The organism is Cohnella thailandensis, assembly GCF_014212135.1.
Classification (GTDB): Bacteria; Bacillota; Bacilli; order Paenibacillales; family Paenibacillaceae; genus Cohnella; species Cohnella thailandensis.
Genome location: NZ_JACJVQ010000019.1, coordinates 18,542 through 34,945 on the forward strand (window position 1 = coordinate 18,542; position 16,404 = coordinate 34,945).

At 59.4% G+C, this 16,404-nt stretch carries 16 protein-coding genes; 12 read left to right on the forward strand and 4 right to left on the reverse strand.

Going from position 1 to position 16,404, the window contains the following annotated elements; all coding sequences use genetic code 11:
• Positions 1–76: 76 nt before the first annotated feature.
• The 6 genes from rlmN (at position 77) to spoVM (ending at position 5,832) form a co-directional block, all read left to right on the forward strand.
• Entirely contained in the window at positions 77–1,198 is a 1,122-nt protein-coding gene (gene rlmN / locus H7B67_RS20785) for a dual-specificity RNA methyltransferase RlmN (RefSeq protein WP_185121787.1), read from the forward strand.
• 4 nt (positions 1,199–1,202) lie between these two features.
• Positions 1,203–1,970, forward strand: a complete 768-nt coding sequence (locus H7B67_RS20790; RefSeq protein WP_342592450.1) for a Stp1/IreP family PP2C-type Ser/Thr phosphatase — start codon at positions 1,203–1,205, stop codon at positions 1,968–1,970.
• Positions 1,967–4,042, forward strand: coding sequence for a Stk1 family PASTA domain-containing Ser/Thr kinase (gene pknB / locus H7B67_RS20795; protein WP_185121788.1), 2,076 nt, complete (start codon positions 1,967–1,969; stop codon positions 4,040–4,042). Before H7B67_RS20790 ends, pknB begins: the two co-directional genes overlap by 4 nt.
• 11 nt (positions 4,043–4,053) lie before the next feature.
• On the forward strand, positions 4,054–4,956 hold the full coding sequence (rsgA, locus tag H7B67_RS20800; protein ID WP_185121789.1) for a ribosome small subunit-dependent GTPase A: 903 nt from the start codon (positions 4,054–4,056) through the stop codon (positions 4,954–4,956).
• Between the two features lie 4 nt (positions 4,957–4,960).
• On the forward strand, positions 4,961–5,620 hold the full coding sequence (gene rpe, locus H7B67_RS20805) for a ribulose-phosphate 3-epimerase (protein WP_185121790.1): 660 nt from the start codon (positions 4,961–4,963) through the stop codon (positions 5,618–5,620).
• Between the two features lie 131 nt (positions 5,621–5,751).
• Positions 5,752–5,832, forward strand: coding sequence for a stage V sporulation protein SpoVM (spoVM, locus tag H7B67_RS20810; RefSeq protein WP_010345573.1), 81 nt, complete (start codon positions 5,752–5,754; stop codon positions 5,830–5,832).
• Between the two features lie 171 nt (positions 5,833–6,003).
• Here the strand turns inward: spoVM and rpmB are convergent, their stop codons facing one another.
• A complete protein-coding gene (rpmB, locus tag H7B67_RS20815; RefSeq protein ID WP_185121791.1) occupies positions 6,004–6,192 on the reverse strand; it encodes a 50S ribosomal protein L28 in 189 nt (62 codons plus the stop codon).
• 159 nt (positions 6,193–6,351) lie between these two features.
• Here rpmB and H7B67_RS20820 point away from each other — a divergent pair, with 159 nt between their 5' ends.
• The 5 genes from H7B67_RS20820 to H7B67_RS20840 all read left to right on the forward strand — a co-directional run bounded on the left by H7B67_RS20820 (position 6,352) and on the right by H7B67_RS20840 (position 12,052).
• Positions 6,352–6,705 carry an Asp23/Gls24 family envelope stress response protein gene (locus tag H7B67_RS20820; RefSeq protein WP_221468861.1) on the forward strand — a complete coding sequence of 118 codons (354 nt, stop codon included), beginning with the start codon at positions 6,352–6,354 and terminating at the stop codon, positions 6,703–6,705.
• A gap of 67 nt (positions 6,706–6,772) precedes the next feature.
• On the forward strand, positions 6,773–8,605 hold the full coding sequence (locus tag H7B67_RS20825) for a DAK2 domain-containing protein (protein ID WP_185121793.1): 1,833 nt from the start codon (positions 6,773–6,775) through the stop codon (positions 8,603–8,605).
• Between the two features lie 38 nt (positions 8,606–8,643).
• Positions 8,644–9,504 (forward strand): DegV family protein, encoded by an 861-nt coding sequence (locus tag H7B67_RS20830; protein ID WP_185121794.1) that lies wholly within the window; start codon positions 8,644–8,646, stop codon positions 9,502–9,504.
• 94 nt (positions 9,505–9,598) lie between these two features.
• Complete coding sequence (gene recG / locus H7B67_RS20835) at positions 9,599–11,650, forward strand: ATP-dependent DNA helicase RecG (protein WP_185121795.1); 2,052 nt, start codon at positions 9,599–9,601, stop codon at positions 11,648–11,650.
• A 114-nt stretch (positions 11,651–11,764) separates the two neighbouring features.
• On the forward strand, positions 11,765–12,052 hold the full coding sequence (locus H7B67_RS20840; RefSeq protein ID WP_185121796.1) for a stage VI sporulation protein F: 288 nt from the start codon (positions 11,765–11,767) through the stop codon (positions 12,050–12,052).
• A gap of 59 nt (positions 12,053–12,111) precedes the next feature.
• Here the strand turns inward: H7B67_RS20840 and H7B67_RS20845 are convergent, their stop codons facing one another.
• The 3 genes from H7B67_RS20845 to H7B67_RS20855 form a co-directional block, all read right to left on the reverse strand.
• Positions 12,112–13,104, reverse strand: a complete 993-nt coding sequence (locus H7B67_RS20845) for an alpha/beta hydrolase (RefSeq protein WP_185121797.1) — start codon at positions 13,102–13,104, stop codon at positions 12,112–12,114.
• Positions 13,105–13,203: 99 nt separating this feature from the next.
• Positions 13,204–13,983: a TetR/AcrR family transcriptional regulator gene (locus H7B67_RS20850; protein ID WP_185121798.1), complete on the reverse strand. Its 780-nt coding sequence runs from the start codon at positions 13,981–13,983 to the stop codon at positions 13,204–13,206.
• 117 nt (positions 13,984–14,100) lie between these two features.
• Positions 14,101–14,772, reverse strand: coding sequence for an SOS response-associated peptidase (locus H7B67_RS20855; protein ID WP_185121799.1), 672 nt, complete (start codon positions 14,770–14,772; stop codon positions 14,101–14,103).
• Positions 14,773–15,371: 599 nt separating this feature from the next.
• On the opposite strand from H7B67_RS20855, the gene H7B67_RS20860 reads away from it, so the two are divergent.
• On the forward strand, positions 15,372–16,400 hold the full coding sequence (locus H7B67_RS20860; RefSeq protein ID WP_185121800.1) for an ABC transporter substrate-binding protein: 1,029 nt from the start codon (positions 15,372–15,374) through the stop codon (positions 16,398–16,400).
• The last annotated feature ends 4 nt before the right edge of the window (positions 16,401–16,404 follow it).

A 16,404-nucleotide genomic window follows, 5' to 3' on the forward strand; every position in this document is an offset into this window, starting at 1 on the left:
GGTTTATGGCTTCCGGGCTTCAATCTTCTGCCGGAAGGGCGTTTGTGATAAAATAGATCGAACGGTGGTGACACATATGGACAAACAAGAACTGAAGGGTTTGGACAGCAAATTAAACTACAAGCCTGACAAACCTTTTATTTACGATTATTCGCTTGAACAGCTCCAGGAGTGGGTCAAGGAGCAGGGAGAGGCGCAATTCCGCGCCGGACAGATCTTCGATTGGCTTTATGTGAAGAGGGTCGGCTCATTCGAGGAGATGACGAACCTCCCGAAGCCGCTGCGCGATAAGCTTAACGAGGCGTTCGCTTTCGTGACGCTGAAGGAGATCACGAAGTTCCAGTCGAAGGACGGAACGGTCAAGTTCCTCTTCGGCCTGCACGACGACCACGCGATCGAGACGGTCCTCATGCGGCATAATTACGGCAACAGCGTGTGCGTGACGACCCAGGTCGGCTGCCGGATCGGCTGCACGTTCTGCGCGTCCACGCTCGGCGGCCTGAAGCGCAACCTGACGGCCGGAGAGATCGTCGCCCAGGTCGTGCAATCGCAGCGTCTTCTCGACGCGGAAGGCGAGCGGGTCTCGAGCATCGTCATCATGGGCTCCGGCGAACCCTTCGAGAACTACGACAACATGATGACGTTCCTGCGGCTCATGACGCATCCCAAGGGCCTTAATATCGGCCAACGCCACATTACGGTATCCACGAGCGGCATCGTGCCGAACATCTACCGCTTCGCGGACGAGAACACCCAGATCAGCCTCGCGATCTCGATCCATGCGCCGAACGACGAGCTGCGCTCGAAGCTGATGCCGGTCAACCGCCGCTTCCGCTTCAACGAAGTGATGGACGCGTGCAAGTACTATATCGAGAAGACGGGCCGGCGCCTGACGTTCGAATACGCGCTCATCGGCGGCGTGAACGACCGTCCGGAGCACGCGGAAGAGCTGGGCGATCTGCTTCAGGGAATGCTCTGCCACGTCAATCTCATCCCGGTCAACTACGTGCCGGAGAGGAATTACGTTCGGACTCCCCGCGACGATATCTTCGAATTCCAGCGCATCCTGGAGCGCAAGAAGATCAACGCGACGATTCGCCGGGAGCAGGGCCACGATATCGCGGCGGCCTGCGGACAGCTTCGCGCGAAGTATACGGAGGAGAAGGAAAAGAAGGAGAAAGAGGCTCAGACGAGGTGATGTTGTGAACACGGCAATGCGGAGTCATGTGGGAAGAGTCAGGCAAGTGAACGAAGACAGCGCTTGGGTGGACCGGATCGAACTCGGACTGGTCGCGGCCGTCGTGGCCGACGGGATGGGCGGACATAAGGCGGGGGAGATCGCGAGCGGCTTGACCGTCGAGAGCGTCGTCTCCTCCCTGAAGTCCTGGCAGGACGCCATCGAGTCCGAAGCGGCCGAAGATCGCCTGAAGGAGCTGATCCGAAGGGCGAATTCGGTCGTCTACGAAGCCGCGTCGGGCAACGATCAGTATTCCAACATGGGGACGACGATCGTCTTGGCGCTGCTGAACGGGGATGCGGGCCTTATCGGTCATATCGGGGACAGCCGCGTCTACCGCTTGCGCGACGAAGAGCTCCTTCAATTGACGGAAGACCATACTCTCGTCCACGAGCTGACCAAGTCGGGCCAGCTTAGCCCCGAAGAGGCGGCCAATCATCCTCGGCGCAACGTGCTGATGAGAGCGCTCGGAACCGACCGCGAGGTCGAAGTCGACATCATAAGGTTCGATTGGCTGCCCGGGGACCTTCTGCTTCTCTGCAGCGACGGACTCAGCACCTTGGTCGAGGACCATCTCATCAAAGACACCTTAGGAGAAACGAATGCGACTCTGGAACAGAAAGCGGAGCGATTGATCGCGCTCGCTTTGCTGGCCGGAGGAGACGACAACGTCACCGTCGTGCTTGTCGAACACGAGAGGAACGATGGCGTCGCCGGAGGAGGTAAGGCATGATCGGACATACGCTCGGAGGTCGGTATGAGCTGCTGGATCGCGTCGGCGGAGGCGGAATGGCTCTCGTTTATAAAGCGCGGGATATTCTGCTGAACCGATTCGTCGCCGTCAAGGTGCTGCGGCAGCAATTCATGCATGACGAGGATTTCGTGCGCCGGTTTCGCCGCGAGGCGCAAGCCGCGGCTTCCCTGTCCCATCCGAATATCGTCAGCATCTATGACGTCGGCCAGGAAGACGACACCCATTATATCATCATGGAGTTCATCGACGGCCACAACCTGAACGAAATCATTCGCGATAGGGCTCCTCTGCAGGTCGAGGAAGCCGTGCGCATCACCGCCCAAATCGCGGACGCGCTGGATCATGCCCATCATAATCAAATCATCCATCGCGACATTAAGCCGCATAACATCCTCATCGGCAAAAACGGCCGGGTAAAGGTGACGGACTTCGGGATCGCTCGCGCGGTAACGACGTCGACGATTACCCAGACCGGCTCCGTGCTCGGTTCCGTCCATTATTTCTCTCCCGAGCATGCCAAAGGGATCAGCACCGGGGAGAAGTCCGACATTTATTCGCTCGGGATCGTCCTGTACCAGATGCTGACGGGACGCCTTCCCTTCCTCGGGGAGAGCCCGATCAGCGTCGCGCTCAAGCATCTCCAGGAGTCGTTCGAGCGCCCGAAGCTGGTGAATCCGCACATCCCGCAGAGCGTCGAGAACATCATTCTCCGGGCAATGCGCAAAAATCCGCAGGAGAGGTATCAATCCGCGAAGCAGATGCTGCAGGATCTGGAGACTTGCCTCTCGCCGCAGCGGCTTCACGAGCCTCCGGTCCAATTCCCCAGCGAACTGCTAGAGGAGGAGGATGGCGAGCAAACACGCGTCATTCCCGCCCTCAAGCCGGATATGCGGATGTCCGGGGAAGAGACGATCGTCAAAAAGGAAGAGAAGTGGGACGAAGAGGAAGAACCGAAGCGCAGGTGGGTCGGGCCGACGGTATTCGGGGTCATCGCCGTCATTCTGATCGGCATCCTGGTCTGGGCTATTTTCGCTCTTAAGGGAACGCTTAGCCCGAAGGACGTGGACATTCCGCTGGTCGTCGATAAGCCGTTCGCCGAAGCGAAAGCCATCATGCTGGAAGCGGGGCTTAACGTCGTGGATCCTCCGCCGGAAGAGCCGAGCGACGAGATCGAAGCCGGGAACGTGACCCGTCAGGACAAGCAGGACATGAAGGTGAAGGAAGGCGCGACGATCACCCTGTACGTAAGCTCGGGGCCCGAGCTGTCGCCGATGCCGACGCTGACGGGCAAGAGCTATGACGACGTTGTCGAGGAGCTGAAGGCGCTCGGAGTAACCGAGGATCGGATCGAGCAGGAGACGGTCAACGACGAGAGCGAGGCGGGAACCGTCCTGAAGCAGGAGCCAGCCGCCGGAGCAAACTTCGATCCGGATAAGGATACGATCAAGCTGACCGTCAGCGAAGGGCTCGAAGAGTTCCCGATGCCGGATCTGACCGGGTTGACCCTGGACGAGGCGAAAGCCAAGCTGAAAGAGAACGACCTGAACCTCTCGAACAACAACATTTTTTACGAAGCGAGCTACACGGCCACCAAGGATCTGGTGTTTAAGCAATTCCCGGCCGAGAAGAACGAGATGGTGACCGCCGGCACGGATGTGAAGATCTGGATCGCCAGCGGCTATCCGGCGGAAGCGAAGGAGAGACCGGTGGACGTGACGGTGCCGCCGACGGTCGAAGGCCAGACGAGCACCGTTCAAATTCTCGTGACGGATGCCAGGGGAGAAGACATCGAGCGGAAAAAAGAGAAGATCCAATCCCCGACGACTTATCGCATAACGCTCGTGCTCGCTCCGAACACCAGCGGCAGCATCACGGTCCTTCGCGACGGAGAGAAAGTCTATGAGGTTCCTGTCCCATACGAGGACATTCCGGCAACGATCGATCCGGCGACCGAGGAGCCTTCGAATCCTCCTGACGGAACCGATACGGGAACGCCGGACGGAACGGAACAAGGGACCGGAGAGACGGATGCGGACAATACACAGGATTAGGGAGTAGGTTTATGCCCCAAGGGATTATCTACAAGGCGCTAAGCGGGTATTATTACGTGGAGAACGAGACGGGGCAATCGGTTCAATGCCGCGCGAGAGGCATCTTCAAGAAGCGCGGGCAATCCCCGCTCGTCGGGGATCGGGTCGTCTTCAGCGAGACGGAGAACGGGGAAGGGGCGATCGAGGAGCTGCTTCCCCGAAGCACGGAGCTGATCCGGCCGCCGGTCTCGAACGTCGACTTGGCCGTGCTCGTGTTCTCGGTCATTCGCCCGGAGCTGAACCTCCAGCTGCTGGATAAGTTTCTCGTCCATATCGAGCATGCGGGTCTCGACGCGCTGATCGTCTTCACGAAGCTCGACGCGATGGAAGCCTCCGAGGAGAACGCGCGCATTCGGGCGGATGTCGAAGCCGCCCGGGATCTCTACGCATCCATCGGCTACGAGACTTTGAGCGTCAGCTCCAAGAGGGGCGACGGAATTGATGCGCTGAAGGAGCGTCTCGCCGGCCGCGTCGGCGTCTTCGCGGGGCAATCGGGCGTCGGCAAGTCTTCGCTCGTCAACGCTCTCGTTCCGGGTCTTACGCTCGAAACGAACGAGATCAGCGAGAAGCTGGGGCGGGGGAAGCATACGACCCGGCACGTCGAGCTGATTCGTCTTGCGGACGGCGGCCATGTCGCCGACACGCCCGGCTTCAGCCAGCTGGACTTCGCGGAGCTCGGCATCGAAGAGATCGGGTCCTGCTTCCGCGAGTTCGCCGAGCTGGCGGGCGGGTGCAAGTTCAGGGGCTGCACGCATATCCACGAGCCCGGCTGCGCGGTGAAGGAAGCCTTGGAGCAAGGGAGCGTCGCCAAGAGCCGGTACGAGCATTACGCCGGCTTCATGGCGGAATGGAGAGAGAACAGACGGAGGTATTAAAGGAATGACGATCATAGCACCTTCTATCCTGTCGGCCGACTTCGCCAAGCTCGGCGAGGACGTCCGCGAAGCGGAGCGCTGCGGCGCGGACTGGATTCATATCGATATCATGGACGGCCAATTCGTGCCGAACCTGACGTTCGGACCGCCGGTCGTCGGCGCAATCCGCTCCTATACGAGCCTGCCCTTCGACGTGCATCTGATGGTGAATACGCCGGAACGGTTGTTCGAGGACTTAAAGAAGGCCGGAGCGGATCGGATTACGGTTCATGCCGAAGCGTGCCTGCATCTTCACCGGACCATCCATGCGATTCGCGAGCTCGGACTGAAGGCCGGCGTGGCTCTTAATCCGCATACTCCGCTGTCCGTGCTGGATCATATTCTCGAAGACATCGATCTGGCGCTGATCATGACGGTCAATCCCGGCTTCGGAGGCCAATCGTTCATTCCGGCCATGCTTCCGAAGATCCGCGATCTGCGCGGCCGTTTGGACGCCAAAGGGCTTCACGGCGTCCACATCGAGGTGGACGGAGGCATCAACGGAGAGACGGCCGCCCTGGTCGCGCAAGCCGGAGCCAACGCTCTCGTCGCTGGCAATTATATTTACGGGAATAACGACCGGGCGTCCGCGATTTCGACTTTGAAGAACTCGGCCAAGGCGTGAAAATTCTCTTATTCTGTCCGGACTAGGACAACCGCGTACCCGCATACATTATATCAACAACGCGTGTCACCGAATCGGCGCGTTCGTGCGTTCAGCTGCGGGGACGCTCTAAGTCCGGAGGAGGGTGGAGGATGAAGTTCTATACCATCAAGCTGCCGAAATTTCTGGGCGGGTTCGTCAAAGCAATCCTGAACACGTTCCAGAAGAACTAACGCCTCCTTGGAACCCGCGGTTCCCGGAGGCTCCGGCTTGGCCGGGAGACGCTTGCAAGCATACGGCGGCCAGCGCCACAACAAAAAGCACCTGGAGCTCCAGGTGCTTTTTGTTATAGGTATCAATGCATATCCCTAGTCATTTCGCTTGGAAATCGCCGTAAAGTGGAATTAAACGCGGGTCACTTTGCCGGATTTCAGGGCGCGGGTGCTTACGTAAACGCGTTTCGGCTTACCGTTCACCAGAATGCGCACTTTTTGCACGTTGACTCCCCAAGAACGCTTGTTATGGTTGTTAGCGTGAGATACGTTGTTACCGGAGCTAGGCTTCTTCCCCGTAATGTAACATTTGCGAGCCATTAAATCCACCTCCCTACCAAGACCTTGCAGACACTTTCATTATCATATCATACGGGCAGGGGCGTTGCAATCTGTGTTTTCGGCTTCATCTCGAACAATTTTTATAGTACAATAGGATATGGTCCATAATACCAGCATAAAGGAGTGGATTCCGTGCCCATGCAGATGGCGACCGAGAACGGTAAGATTGATATAGCAGATCAGGTGCTCGCCGTCATAGCGGGATCGGCTGCGATGGATTGTTTTGGACTGGTTGGAATGGCTTCCCGCAAGCAGCTTAAGGACGGCATCGCCGAGCTGCTCGGAAGAGAGAATTTGTCGCGCGGCGTCGAAGTCCGGCGCACGGGGGAGCAGATTCACTTGGACCTCTTCGTTATCGTAAGCTATGGAACGAAGATCTCCGAAGTAGCGCATAACATTCAAACTAAAGTTAAATACGTACTCGATGAGATTGTCGGGCTTCGCGTCGATTCCGTCAACGTCTATGTTCAAGGCGTACGAGTGTCTCAATAGGCAACGACCGGATGCATCAAGACAGCATGAGAACGACCGATCGTACCTTCGGGAGGAGAATAGGCATTTGAACAAACGCAGCTTGAACGGAACGGAATGGTCCGCCATGATTCTGGCCGGAGCCGAGAGGCTGTCGGCCCATGCGGATCGAGTTAACGAATTGAACGTATTCCCGGTTCCGGATGGAGACACGGGAACGAATATGAATATGACGATGACGGCGGGAGCGAACGAGCTTCGCGGCAAGCCGTCCGCCGAGGTCGGCCGGGCGGCCGAAGTTCTGGCCAAGGGACTGCTGATGGGAGCGCGCGGCAATTCCGGCGTTATTCTATCCCAGCTCTTCCGGGGCTTCTCGCGCGCCGTCTCCGGGCAGCAAGAGATAGGCGCGTCCGCGTTCGCCGCCGCCCTGCAACAAGGAGTTGACACCGCTTACAAATCGGTCGTGAAGCCCGTCGAGGGGACGATTCTGACAGTGGCGCGCGAAGCGGCCAAGCACGGGCTTGCCGTTTCGCGCCGTACGGCCGACCTTACGGAATGGATGCAAGAGGTCGTCTTCAAGGCTTCGGAGACGCTCGCGCGAACGCCCGACATGCTGCCCGTTCTGAAGCAGGTCGGCGTCGTGGACTCCGGCGGGCAGGGGCTCGTCTACCTGTACGAAGGATTCCTGGAGTATTTGGAAGGTCGCGCGGGAGCCGGCTTCGCCGCCGCCGGCGCGACCGCAGCGGCTCCCGCGGTCTCGATCGCGCCGGCACGGCACGAAGCGGCACCGGGCTCCGCCCAATCGAGAATCAGGACGGAATCCATTCAATTTCCTTACGACATGGAGTTTTTCATTAATCGGGATGCCGTCGCCAGAAGGACTCCGTTCCCGGAAGCGTCCTTCCGCAAGACGCTGGAGAAGGACGGGGATTCCATCATCCTGATCGACGACGGGGATATCGTTAAGGTTCACGTGCATTCCCGGCGTCCGGGCGACGTTCTAAACGCCGCGCTGCTCTACGGCGAGCTGTCGTCGATTCACATCCTCAACATGCAGGACCAGCATCGCGAGCTGCTCGAGAGCGAGGACAAGGGGGAGCGGATCGCCAGACTTCCGACCTCCTACGAGAACGAGTCGATCGGCTTCGAGGCGGCGTCGGGCTATCCGCCGGAAGCCATCTCCAAGCTGGCGGAGGCGGAAGCCGGCCAGGCGGCCGTCGCCGTTCAGAGCGCGGCGCACCCGCTTGCCTTCGAGATGGCTCCTTTCGGTATCGTGGCCGTCAGCACGGGCAAGGGCAACGAGCAGCTGCTGCGAAGCCTTGGAGTCGATTCGGTTATTTCCGGCGGCCAGAGCATGAACCCGAGCACGGAGGATCTCGTGCAGGCGATCGCTTCGCTCGCCGTCGAACATATCTACATTCTGCCGAACAACTCCAACGTTCAGCTGGCGGCCAAGCAAGCCGCGGAGCTGTCGGAGAAGCCGGTTACGGTCATCCCGACGACTAGCGTCCCCCAAGGGATGGCGGCTCTGCTTGCTTTCCGCGAGGAAGACACGCTTGAGGCCAATACCGGCCGAATGCTAAAAGCGATCGAGAAGGTGGCGACCGGGCAGCTGACGAAGGCCGTGCGGGATACGAGAATGGACGGTATCGACATTCAGGGAGGCCAGTATATCGGCATTCTGAACAAGACTATCGTCGCTTCGGACGACAGCTTGATCGAGGCCGCGCGCCTCTTGCTGGCCAAGATGCTGACCGAAGGCGACGAAGTGCTCACGATCCTGACGGGCGAGGGAGCGGATTCCGATTACACGGAGACGCTGCTGGCTTGGATCGATCAGAATTATCCGGATGCCGAGGTCGAAGTCCATGACGGCGGACAGCCTTTGTACCCGTATTGGTTCATGGTCGAGAGCGTTTGATCGCGTCAATGAAGATACCTGTTTACGGAGGAATGGGAATGGGAGCAATCGCTCTGGTAACGGACAGCACGTCGGATATTCCCCGCGAGGTAAGGGAAAGGCTTGGAATCGAAATGATTCCCCTGACGGTGCACTTCGGCGATGAGGCCTACTTGGATAACGTCAATCTGCAGCCCGTCGAATTCTATGAGAAGCTTCAGAGCTTTCAAGGGCTGCCCAAGTCGTCCCAGCCGTCGCCGGCCGATTTTCTGGCCGTGTTCGAACGATTGATCGCCGAGGGGAAGCAAGTGATTTCGATTAATCTGTCCTCCGCCTTAAGCGGAACCTATCAATCGGCTTTGCTAGCGAGGTCGATGCTCGAGGATGAATCGCCGGTTACCGTCATCGATTCGAAGTCGGCTTCCTACGGCTACGGCATGCTGGTCGTCAAGGCCGCCGAGCTGGCGGAGCAAGGCGCCTCCAGAGAGGAGATCATCGAGGCCGTAACGCGCCTTAAGGAATCGACGAAGCTCTACTTCCTGGTAGATACGCTCGAGTACCTTCATAAAGGCGGGCGAATCGGACGGGCCTCGGCCCTGTTCGGATCGCTCCTCAACATCAAGCCGATTCTGACGATCGATTCCGAAGGGTACGTGAACGCGCTCGACAAGGCGAGAGGCCAGAAAAGAGCGTTCGCCCGAATCGTCGAGCTGCTGGAGGCCGACTTCGCGGGCGGTCCCGTCGATCTCAACGTCGTGGTGACGCCCGGCAGAACGGAGATGGCGGAAGAGCTGATCGCCCTTCTGAAGGAGCGGTTCCCGATCCGGAATTACTTGCAGTCGGCGATCGGTCCCGTCATCGGCACGCATGCCGGTCCGGGCACCGTCGGTATTTTCATGAGCCCGGCCGTTACCGAATAATTCGGGAGAGCCGGAGGATTGGCGGCGCCTCCGCGCCAAACGTTTCGGCAGGCCGAACGTCGCGGAGAGCTTCGCTCGAATGAGGTTGGTTGCAATGAGTTTGGACTTATTCGCTATTCCCGTCGAGAAGCTTCGAGGCGTGAGCACCCAGAAATCCGGGGAGCTTCACGCCTTGGGTGTTTTTACGATCGGAGACTTAATGGAGTATTATCCGTTCCGTTACGAGGACTATCGCCTTAGAGAGTTCGGAGAGGTGAAGGACGGGGAGAAAATAACGGTTCAGGCCGTCGTCGCCGCCCATCCGACGCTGCAGCGCTACGGCCGGACGGCCCGGCTGATGTGCAGGGTTACGGTAGAAGGGCTTCTCGTGACGGCGGTTTGGTTCAACCGGGCATTCCTAAAGGATCAGCTGACGGTCGGCCGGGAGATCATCTTGACGGGTAAGTGGGACCAGAGAAGACGCCAGATCACGGTGGCCGAATCGGAGTTCCCCGATCGCGGAGCCGCCAAGTCGGGAACGCTTCAACCGGTCTATTCCGTCGGGGGCGGCATCACGCAGCCTTGGATCCGCAAGAAGATCGACGAAGCGCTGAATCAATACGGCGCGATGATCCCCGAGATTCTGCCGGCGGAGATCGTTCATCGGCATGAGCTCATTCCGAGGCGGGAGGCGGTCGCGCGGATCCATCGGCCGGAGAATTCGCGGGAGGGGCAGGAAGCCCGCCGAAGGATGGTTTACGAGGAGCTGTTCCTGTTCGAGCTCAAGCTTCAGGCTTACCGGGCGGCGAACCGCAAGCAGCCGGACGGCATCGCCCATCCGATCAAGAGCGAGGAGATCCGGGCGTTCGCGTCGGCGCTGCCCTTCGAGCTGACCGATTCCCAGAAGCAGGTCATCAACGAGATCACGTCCGACATGAAGCGTCCTTACGCGATGAATCGGCTGCTGCAAGGGGACGTAGGCTCCGGGAAGACGGTCGTCTCGGCCGTGGCGCTCTATGCCTCCGTCCGGGCCGGCTATCAAGGAGCCTTGATGGTGCCGACGGAGATTCTGGCGGAGCAGCATTACCGTTCCCTGTCCAAGCTGTTCGAGCCTTACGGCATCCAAGTGGCGCTCTTGACGGGGAGCGCGACGGACCGCAAGCGCCGGGACATTCTAGCCAGCCTGGAGATGGGGATTGTCGATATTCTGATCGGCACCCATGCCCTCATCCAGGACGACGTCTATTTCCGGAAGCTGGGCCTTGTCGTGACGGACGAGCAGCATCGCTTCGGCGTCAACCAAAGAAGCGTTCTGCGGCGCAAGGGGCTGAACCCCGACGTGCTCTCGATGACGGCGACCCCGATTCCTCGGACGCTAGCCATCACCGTCTTCGGAGATATGGACGTCTCTACGATCAAGGAGCGGCCGAAGGGAAGACTTCCGATCAAGACGTACTGGGTGAAGCACGAGATGATGGACCGGGTGCTGGGCTTCATCCGCCGGGAGGCGGAGCTCGGCCATCAGACGTTCTTCATCTGTCCGCTGATCGAGGAATCGGAGAAGCTGGACGTCCAGAACGCGATCGATCTGCACGTACAATTAAAGCTGGCGCTGCCCGAGCTTGCGATCGGCCTCCTGCACGGACGAATGTCCGCCGCCGAGAAGGAGCAGGCGATGGCCGACTTCGCCGCCAAGGAGACGAACGTGCTCGTCTCGACGACGGTTATCGAGGTCGGGGTCGACGTGCCGAACGCGACGCTGATGATCGTGATGGACGCGGACCGCTTCGGCCTGTCCCAGCTTCACCAGCTAAGAGGGCGGGTCGGACGAAGCGAATTCCAATCCTACTGCGTCCTGATCGCCAATCCGAAGTCGGAGAACGGCCAAGAGCGGATGAAGGCGATGACGGACACGGACGACGGCTTCGAGATCGCGAGGCGGGATCTGGAGCTGCGCGGTCCCGGAGAGTTCTTCGGCACGAAGCAGAGCGGAGTCCCCGAATTCCGGATAGCGAATCTGATCGAGGACTTCGCGGTGCTGGAGCAGGCGCGGGACGACGCGGCGGAACTGACGGCCCTGCCGGAGTTCTGGACGTCTCCCGCTTATGAAGGATTAAGGGAATATCTGCGAAGAGAGGCGACTCTGCAAGGGGAACCGTTGGATTAACGAGTTAAGCCGAACAAGACAAGCGGCTCATGGAAGTCAAGGGTTTATAGGGTCTCACGCATCCAGAAACGGCATAGGATAGTCAAGACATCGCCGAGAGGAAGTGAGTTTCGAATGAGCTGGCAGAAATTCGGCATCCGGCCGGATTTGGTGGAACGCGTCAAGTTCAAGATGAAAAACCCGACAACCAAGGAAAAAATCAAACAGTTGCTGGACGGAGCGAACAAATACGATCTGCAGGATCGATTGAAGGTTCGCAGATGGGTCAAGTCGGCGGCGAAGATTCTGAACGAGCCGCTGACGGACGTTCAGGAGGAGCAGATCGTCTCTTTTGTGCTCGCGCAGAAAATCGACCCCAAAAACACGCTGCATCTGATCAAGCTGTGGGCCATGTTCCGTTAGAGACTTTAGGGATTAACTCGATGAAGACGGCGTTTCTTAGGGAAGCTTAAAGCGACGCGTTAAGGAAGATGCCGAATCGGCTCGGCATCTTCTTTTGCGCTGAGCTCGCCGGCCGATCCGCCGGATAACGCCCTTACGGCGTTCATCACGTCCCCCGGGTGATTTTGCGGGATCATGTGGGCTGCATGCGGCAATACGATCAAATCCGAGTCCGGGATCTCGCGGTGCAATCGATAGCTGTGCTCTTTGGTCGGGAACGGATCCTCGCCGCCGACGACGATGACAAGCGGCGTTCGGATCCGCTTGTACCTCCCCATCGCTGCTTTGGCGGCAGGAACGAACGCCAGCACGTCTTCCCGGTTGACTCTGAACTGCGACGGACGCAGCCAGTAGGCGAGCGTTGCTTGCCGGTACGATTCGGGCACGGGCTCGGGTTTGAACGTTTCCCGCAGAACGGCGTTCGTTAGAAGCGGGCCGACGACGGGCAGCAGCGTGCGCAGCAGGAAAGCTCCCAGGACCGGCGCCATAGCGATCGTCGAGATCGGGTCCCCCTTCTCCGCCGGGTACCCTTGCGGATAGAATCCGGCCCCCAGCGTCACGATCCCGGCCAGATCGTCCGGGTATTCCAGCGCATAGGTTAGCGCGAGAACGCCGCTCCACGAATGGGCGACGAGAATCGGCTTCTCGATTCCCAGCCCGATCAGAGCCCGGCGCAGCAGCATCGCCTGCTTCCCGGGAGTGACGCGCTCGCCGTCCGGCCGCTCGCTGTATCCGTATCCGGGCCGGTCGAAGGCGATCCCGCAATACCCGCTTCGGGCGGCGATGTCGATCGTCTCCCGGTAATCTTCGGCGGTCAGAACGCCGCCATGGAGGAACACGACCGGCCGTCCTTCGCCTTTGCGGATAAAATGAAGCTTGACGCCATCCGCTTCGACGAATTCTCCCCGAGGCGGGTACCGCTTCTCCGCCATTCGCACCTTGTGTCGTCCATACCCGTAAAGCGCCCCTGATAAGATCAGCACGACCGCCAACAGAACCGTTATCGCAACCATTTTTAAACCTCCTAATCCAATCAAATCCTTTTTAATGTGTTATTAACGTACTGATTAGTATGTTGTCAGTAAAAAAGGAACCGTCGCCGCAGCGAACGGTTATCGCTTGACGACGATGCCCTGCCCCAACGTTCTCGACACCGTGCGAATCAGCGAACGCAGCCGCTCCGGTCTCGGGTCGAGGATCCATTCCACGAGGACGCCCTTTAACAACGCATCGAACATCGCCGCTATCGAATAGGGGTCCGCACTGTCGTCCAGGTACCGTCTGCGCTGCAATTCCAGCAAGAGCTCCGCCACGCGGCTCAGCAAGCCGCGGTGCAGCTTGCTCATTCGCTCCCGGATGTCCGGGTCCCGGCCGGACACCAGAAACTCCATGAACAGCATCGAGTCCGCTTCGCCCGACTCCAGGCAGAGCAGTTGGGACGCCAGCCATTCGGCAAGCGCGGACGCCGGTTCCTCCGCCTGCAGGACGCGTTCGATCTGGCCGGGAAGCATGCGGAGCTGCCGCTCGTAATGGCCTTCAAGCATCGCCAGGAACAAGTCCTGCTTGGACGAGAAGTGCCAATAGACGGCTCCCTTGCTCAATCCGGCATGTTCGGCGACTTTATCCAGGGAAGCGTTCGTATACCCGAATTCCGAGAACACGGAAGCCGCCGATTCCAGAACGCGGGTCTTCGTGTCGGCAAGCGCGGGATCGCGAGCCTCTTGCTTCTCCTTCAGCCATTCCCTCATCTCGCGCTTGCCCCCGAAATGCCTGCGGACGGCGGTCCAATGGACTTGGGCGGCGTCGGCCACCTCGGCAAAGGTAATCGCGTCGAAAGGCTTCGTCTCCGCGATGCGCTCCGCGGCCTGCAGCACTTTGTCCCGTACGGTCAAGCCTTTCGCCTCCTTGCTGTTATCAAAATGTGATATTCAGATACTAATTAGTATGTTGTATCCTTCCATCTTCTGTCAAGCCCCGGTTCGGCGGCTCCGGCGAATCCCGGAACCGCCTTATCTCGCCACCCGTTCGATCAGAGAGGGACTGTCGTTCCGAACGTTGCCGACGGCGGCGCTCACCTCGTAGGCCGCCATCTCGTCCTCCGGGTAAGGAACGAGCAGATGCTTCAGGCGTGCCGGCTCCCTAATCCGGCGGTCGAGCCACAGCGCTTCATCCTCCGGCTTCAGGATGACCGGCATCCTGTCGTGAATATCGGCCATGAGCCGATTGGGCGCGGTCGTCAGCACCGTGCACGTGTGCCATTTCTCTCCTTCGGGAGAGACCCAGGTCTCGTACAAGCCGGCCAGGCTGAACAATCCGCCTCCCTTAAGCGTAATCCGCATCGGCTTCTTGCCGCCCGCGGAGCGCTGCCACTCGTAGAAGCCGTCGGCAGGCAGGAGGCAGCGCTTGTTAAGATAAGCGTTCCGGAAGGCGGGCCGCTCCTCGATCGTCTCCGCGCGGGCGTTGATCATCTTGTTGCCGATCCTGGCGTCCTCCGCCCAGGGAGGAACCAGCCCCCACTTAAGCAGGCCGATCCGATTGCGGCTGCCGTCGTTGATGACGGCGGGAACGAGCTGTCCCGGAGCCACGTTGTAGCGAGGCTGATAGGGGCTAACGACGTTCTCCGCGAAATAACGCGCCAGCATCTCCTCAATCGTCACCGTTATCGTATATCTTCCGCACATGCTCGTTCCTCCCGTATTTTTTATGCCGCACGTGTCTATGAATCTACTCTCCTTATTATAACTCAAAGACGTCCCGGACAGTCGCTTCCGAATTCCGACGGTTGACCGGGGCGCATTTTCCCAGTATGATGAACAACGAGACAACCAACATATCGAACGTTTACGCGGGAGCTGAGGGAACTTGGCTGAGAGGGAAGCTGATCCGCTTTCGACCGTCAGACCTGATCTGGATAATTCCAGCGGAGGCAGTTGCACCTATCCGAATGGATTCGCATTCTCATGCGTACCTTCGAATTGTCCGCGCGCGGCGCGGTAAGGTGAGAGAGAGCCGTCAGCCTTGAAGAAGGCGGCGGATTCTCCCTATCGTCCTTGCATGACATGGACGCCCTCCGGTTTCGGGGGGCGTTTTTTTGTTGCTTCCGGAATGGATACTAGGCTAGGAGAACGATGCGATCGGACGGGCACGGGATTGTGGCTAGGGTCGGTTCGTAGGTCTGCGCGGGTGCGAGGTTCGGCGGGCGGCTGGCCGGCGTCGGCGGAAGCTCGGGATCGCCAGGCATCTGGTTGCTCAGACGAAGAGAACAGGGGAGAGACAAAAGATGAAGAGCAAGTACGGAAAATTCGGCAAGGCAAGCCTGCTGTCGCTGACGGCGCTGCTTCTTGCGGCGGGCTGCGGCAACAACGCGGAATCGAATGAAGGCGGCGCTTCCTCAAGCGCGTCGAAGGAACTGGAGGAAGTCAAGGTCGTGCTGGATTGGACTCCGAACACGAACCATACGGGGCTGTACGTGGCGGCCGCTCAAGGCTTCTGGGAAAAAAGAGGACTGAAGGTCGAGATCGTCCAGCCGCCGGAGAGCGGAGCGGACGCGATGGTGGCGAGCGGAGCGGCCGACTTCGGCGTCGGGGCCCAGGAGGGTCTGACTCTGGCGCGCGAGCAGGACATGCCGTTGGTGTCCCTGGCGGCCATCATCCAGCACAACACCTCGGGCTTCGCCAGCCCGGCGGAGAAGGGGATCAAGGAGCCGAAGGATTTCGAAGGCCGCACTTACGGAGGATGGGGCTCCCCCGCGGAAGAGGCCGTCATCGGATCGATGATGAAGAACCAAGGCGCCGACGTAAGCAAGGTGAAGTTCGTCAACGCGGGAACGGCCGACTTCTTCACGGCGATCACGAAGGACATCGACTTCGAATGGATTTTCCAAGCGTGGACCGGCATCGAGGCCGAGCAGCGGGGCATCGAGCTGAACATGGTGTACTTGGCCGACTTCGACAAGAGACTGGATTATTACACGCCGATCCTGGAGACGAGCGAGAAAATGATTGCCGACAAGCCGGACGTCGTGCGCGCTTTCGTCGAAGGAGCGTCCGAGGGCTACGAGTACGCGATCGAGCATCCGGCGGAGTCGGCGGACATCCTGCTGAAGGCCGTGCCGGATCTGAATGCGGAACTCGTGAAGGCGAGCCAGGAGTGGCTGGCGAACAAGTATCAGGATGACGCTCCCCGTTGGGGCGAGCAGAAGCGGGAGGTCTGGTCCGGCTACGCGGAGTTCCTGAAGGAGCACGGACTTCTCAAGGCCGACCTCGATTACGACGCCATGTTCACGAACGACTTTTTGCCGCAAAAATAACGAA

What these genes read in the sequence shown, in the direction of transcription:
- rlmN (WP_185121787.1), top strand. Translation starts at nt 77, where the DNA reads ATGGACAAACAAGAACTGAAGGGTTTGGACAGCAAATTAAACTACAAG.
- pknB (WP_185121788.1), top strand. Translation starts at nt 1,967, where the DNA reads ATGATCGGACATACGCTCGGAGGTCGGTATGAGCTGCTGGATCGCGTC.
- rsgA (WP_185121789.1), top strand. Translation starts at nt 4,054, where the DNA reads ATGCCCCAAGGGATTATCTACAAGGCGCTAAGCGGGTATTATTACGTG.
- rpe (WP_185121790.1), top strand. Translation starts at nt 4,961, where the DNA reads ATGACGATCATAGCACCTTCTATCCTGTCGGCCGACTTCGCCAAGCTC.
- spoVM (WP_010345573.1), top strand. Translation starts at nt 5,752, where the DNA reads ATGAAGTTCTATACCATCAAGCTGCCGAAATTTCTGGGCGGGTTCGTC.
- rpmB (WP_185121791.1), bottom strand. Translation starts at nt 6,192, where the DNA reads ATGGCTCGCAAATGTTACATTACGGGGAAGAAGCCTAGCTCCGGTAAC.
- H7B67_RS20820 (WP_221468861.1), top strand. Translation starts at nt 6,352, where the DNA reads ATGCAGATGGCGACCGAGAACGGTAAGATTGATATAGCAGATCAGGTG.
- H7B67_RS20830 (WP_185121794.1), top strand. Translation starts at nt 8,644, where the DNA reads ATGGGAGCAATCGCTCTGGTAACGGACAGCACGTCGGATATTCCCCGC.
- recG (WP_185121795.1), top strand. Translation starts at nt 9,599, where the DNA reads ATGAGTTTGGACTTATTCGCTATTCCCGTCGAGAAGCTTCGAGGCGTG.
- H7B67_RS20840 (WP_185121796.1), top strand. Translation starts at nt 11,765, where the DNA reads ATGAGCTGGCAGAAATTCGGCATCCGGCCGGATTTGGTGGAACGCGTC.
- H7B67_RS20845 (WP_185121797.1), bottom strand. Translation starts at nt 13,104, where the DNA reads ATGGTTGCGATAACGGTTCTGTTGGCGGTCGTGCTGATCTTATCAGGG.
- H7B67_RS20855 (WP_185121799.1), bottom strand. Translation starts at nt 14,772, where the DNA reads ATGTGCGGAAGATATACGATAACGGTGACGATTGAGGAGATGCTGGCG.
- H7B67_RS20860 (WP_185121800.1), top strand. Translation starts at nt 15,372, where the DNA reads ATGAAGAGCAAGTACGGAAAATTCGGCAAGGCAAGCCTGCTGTCGCTG.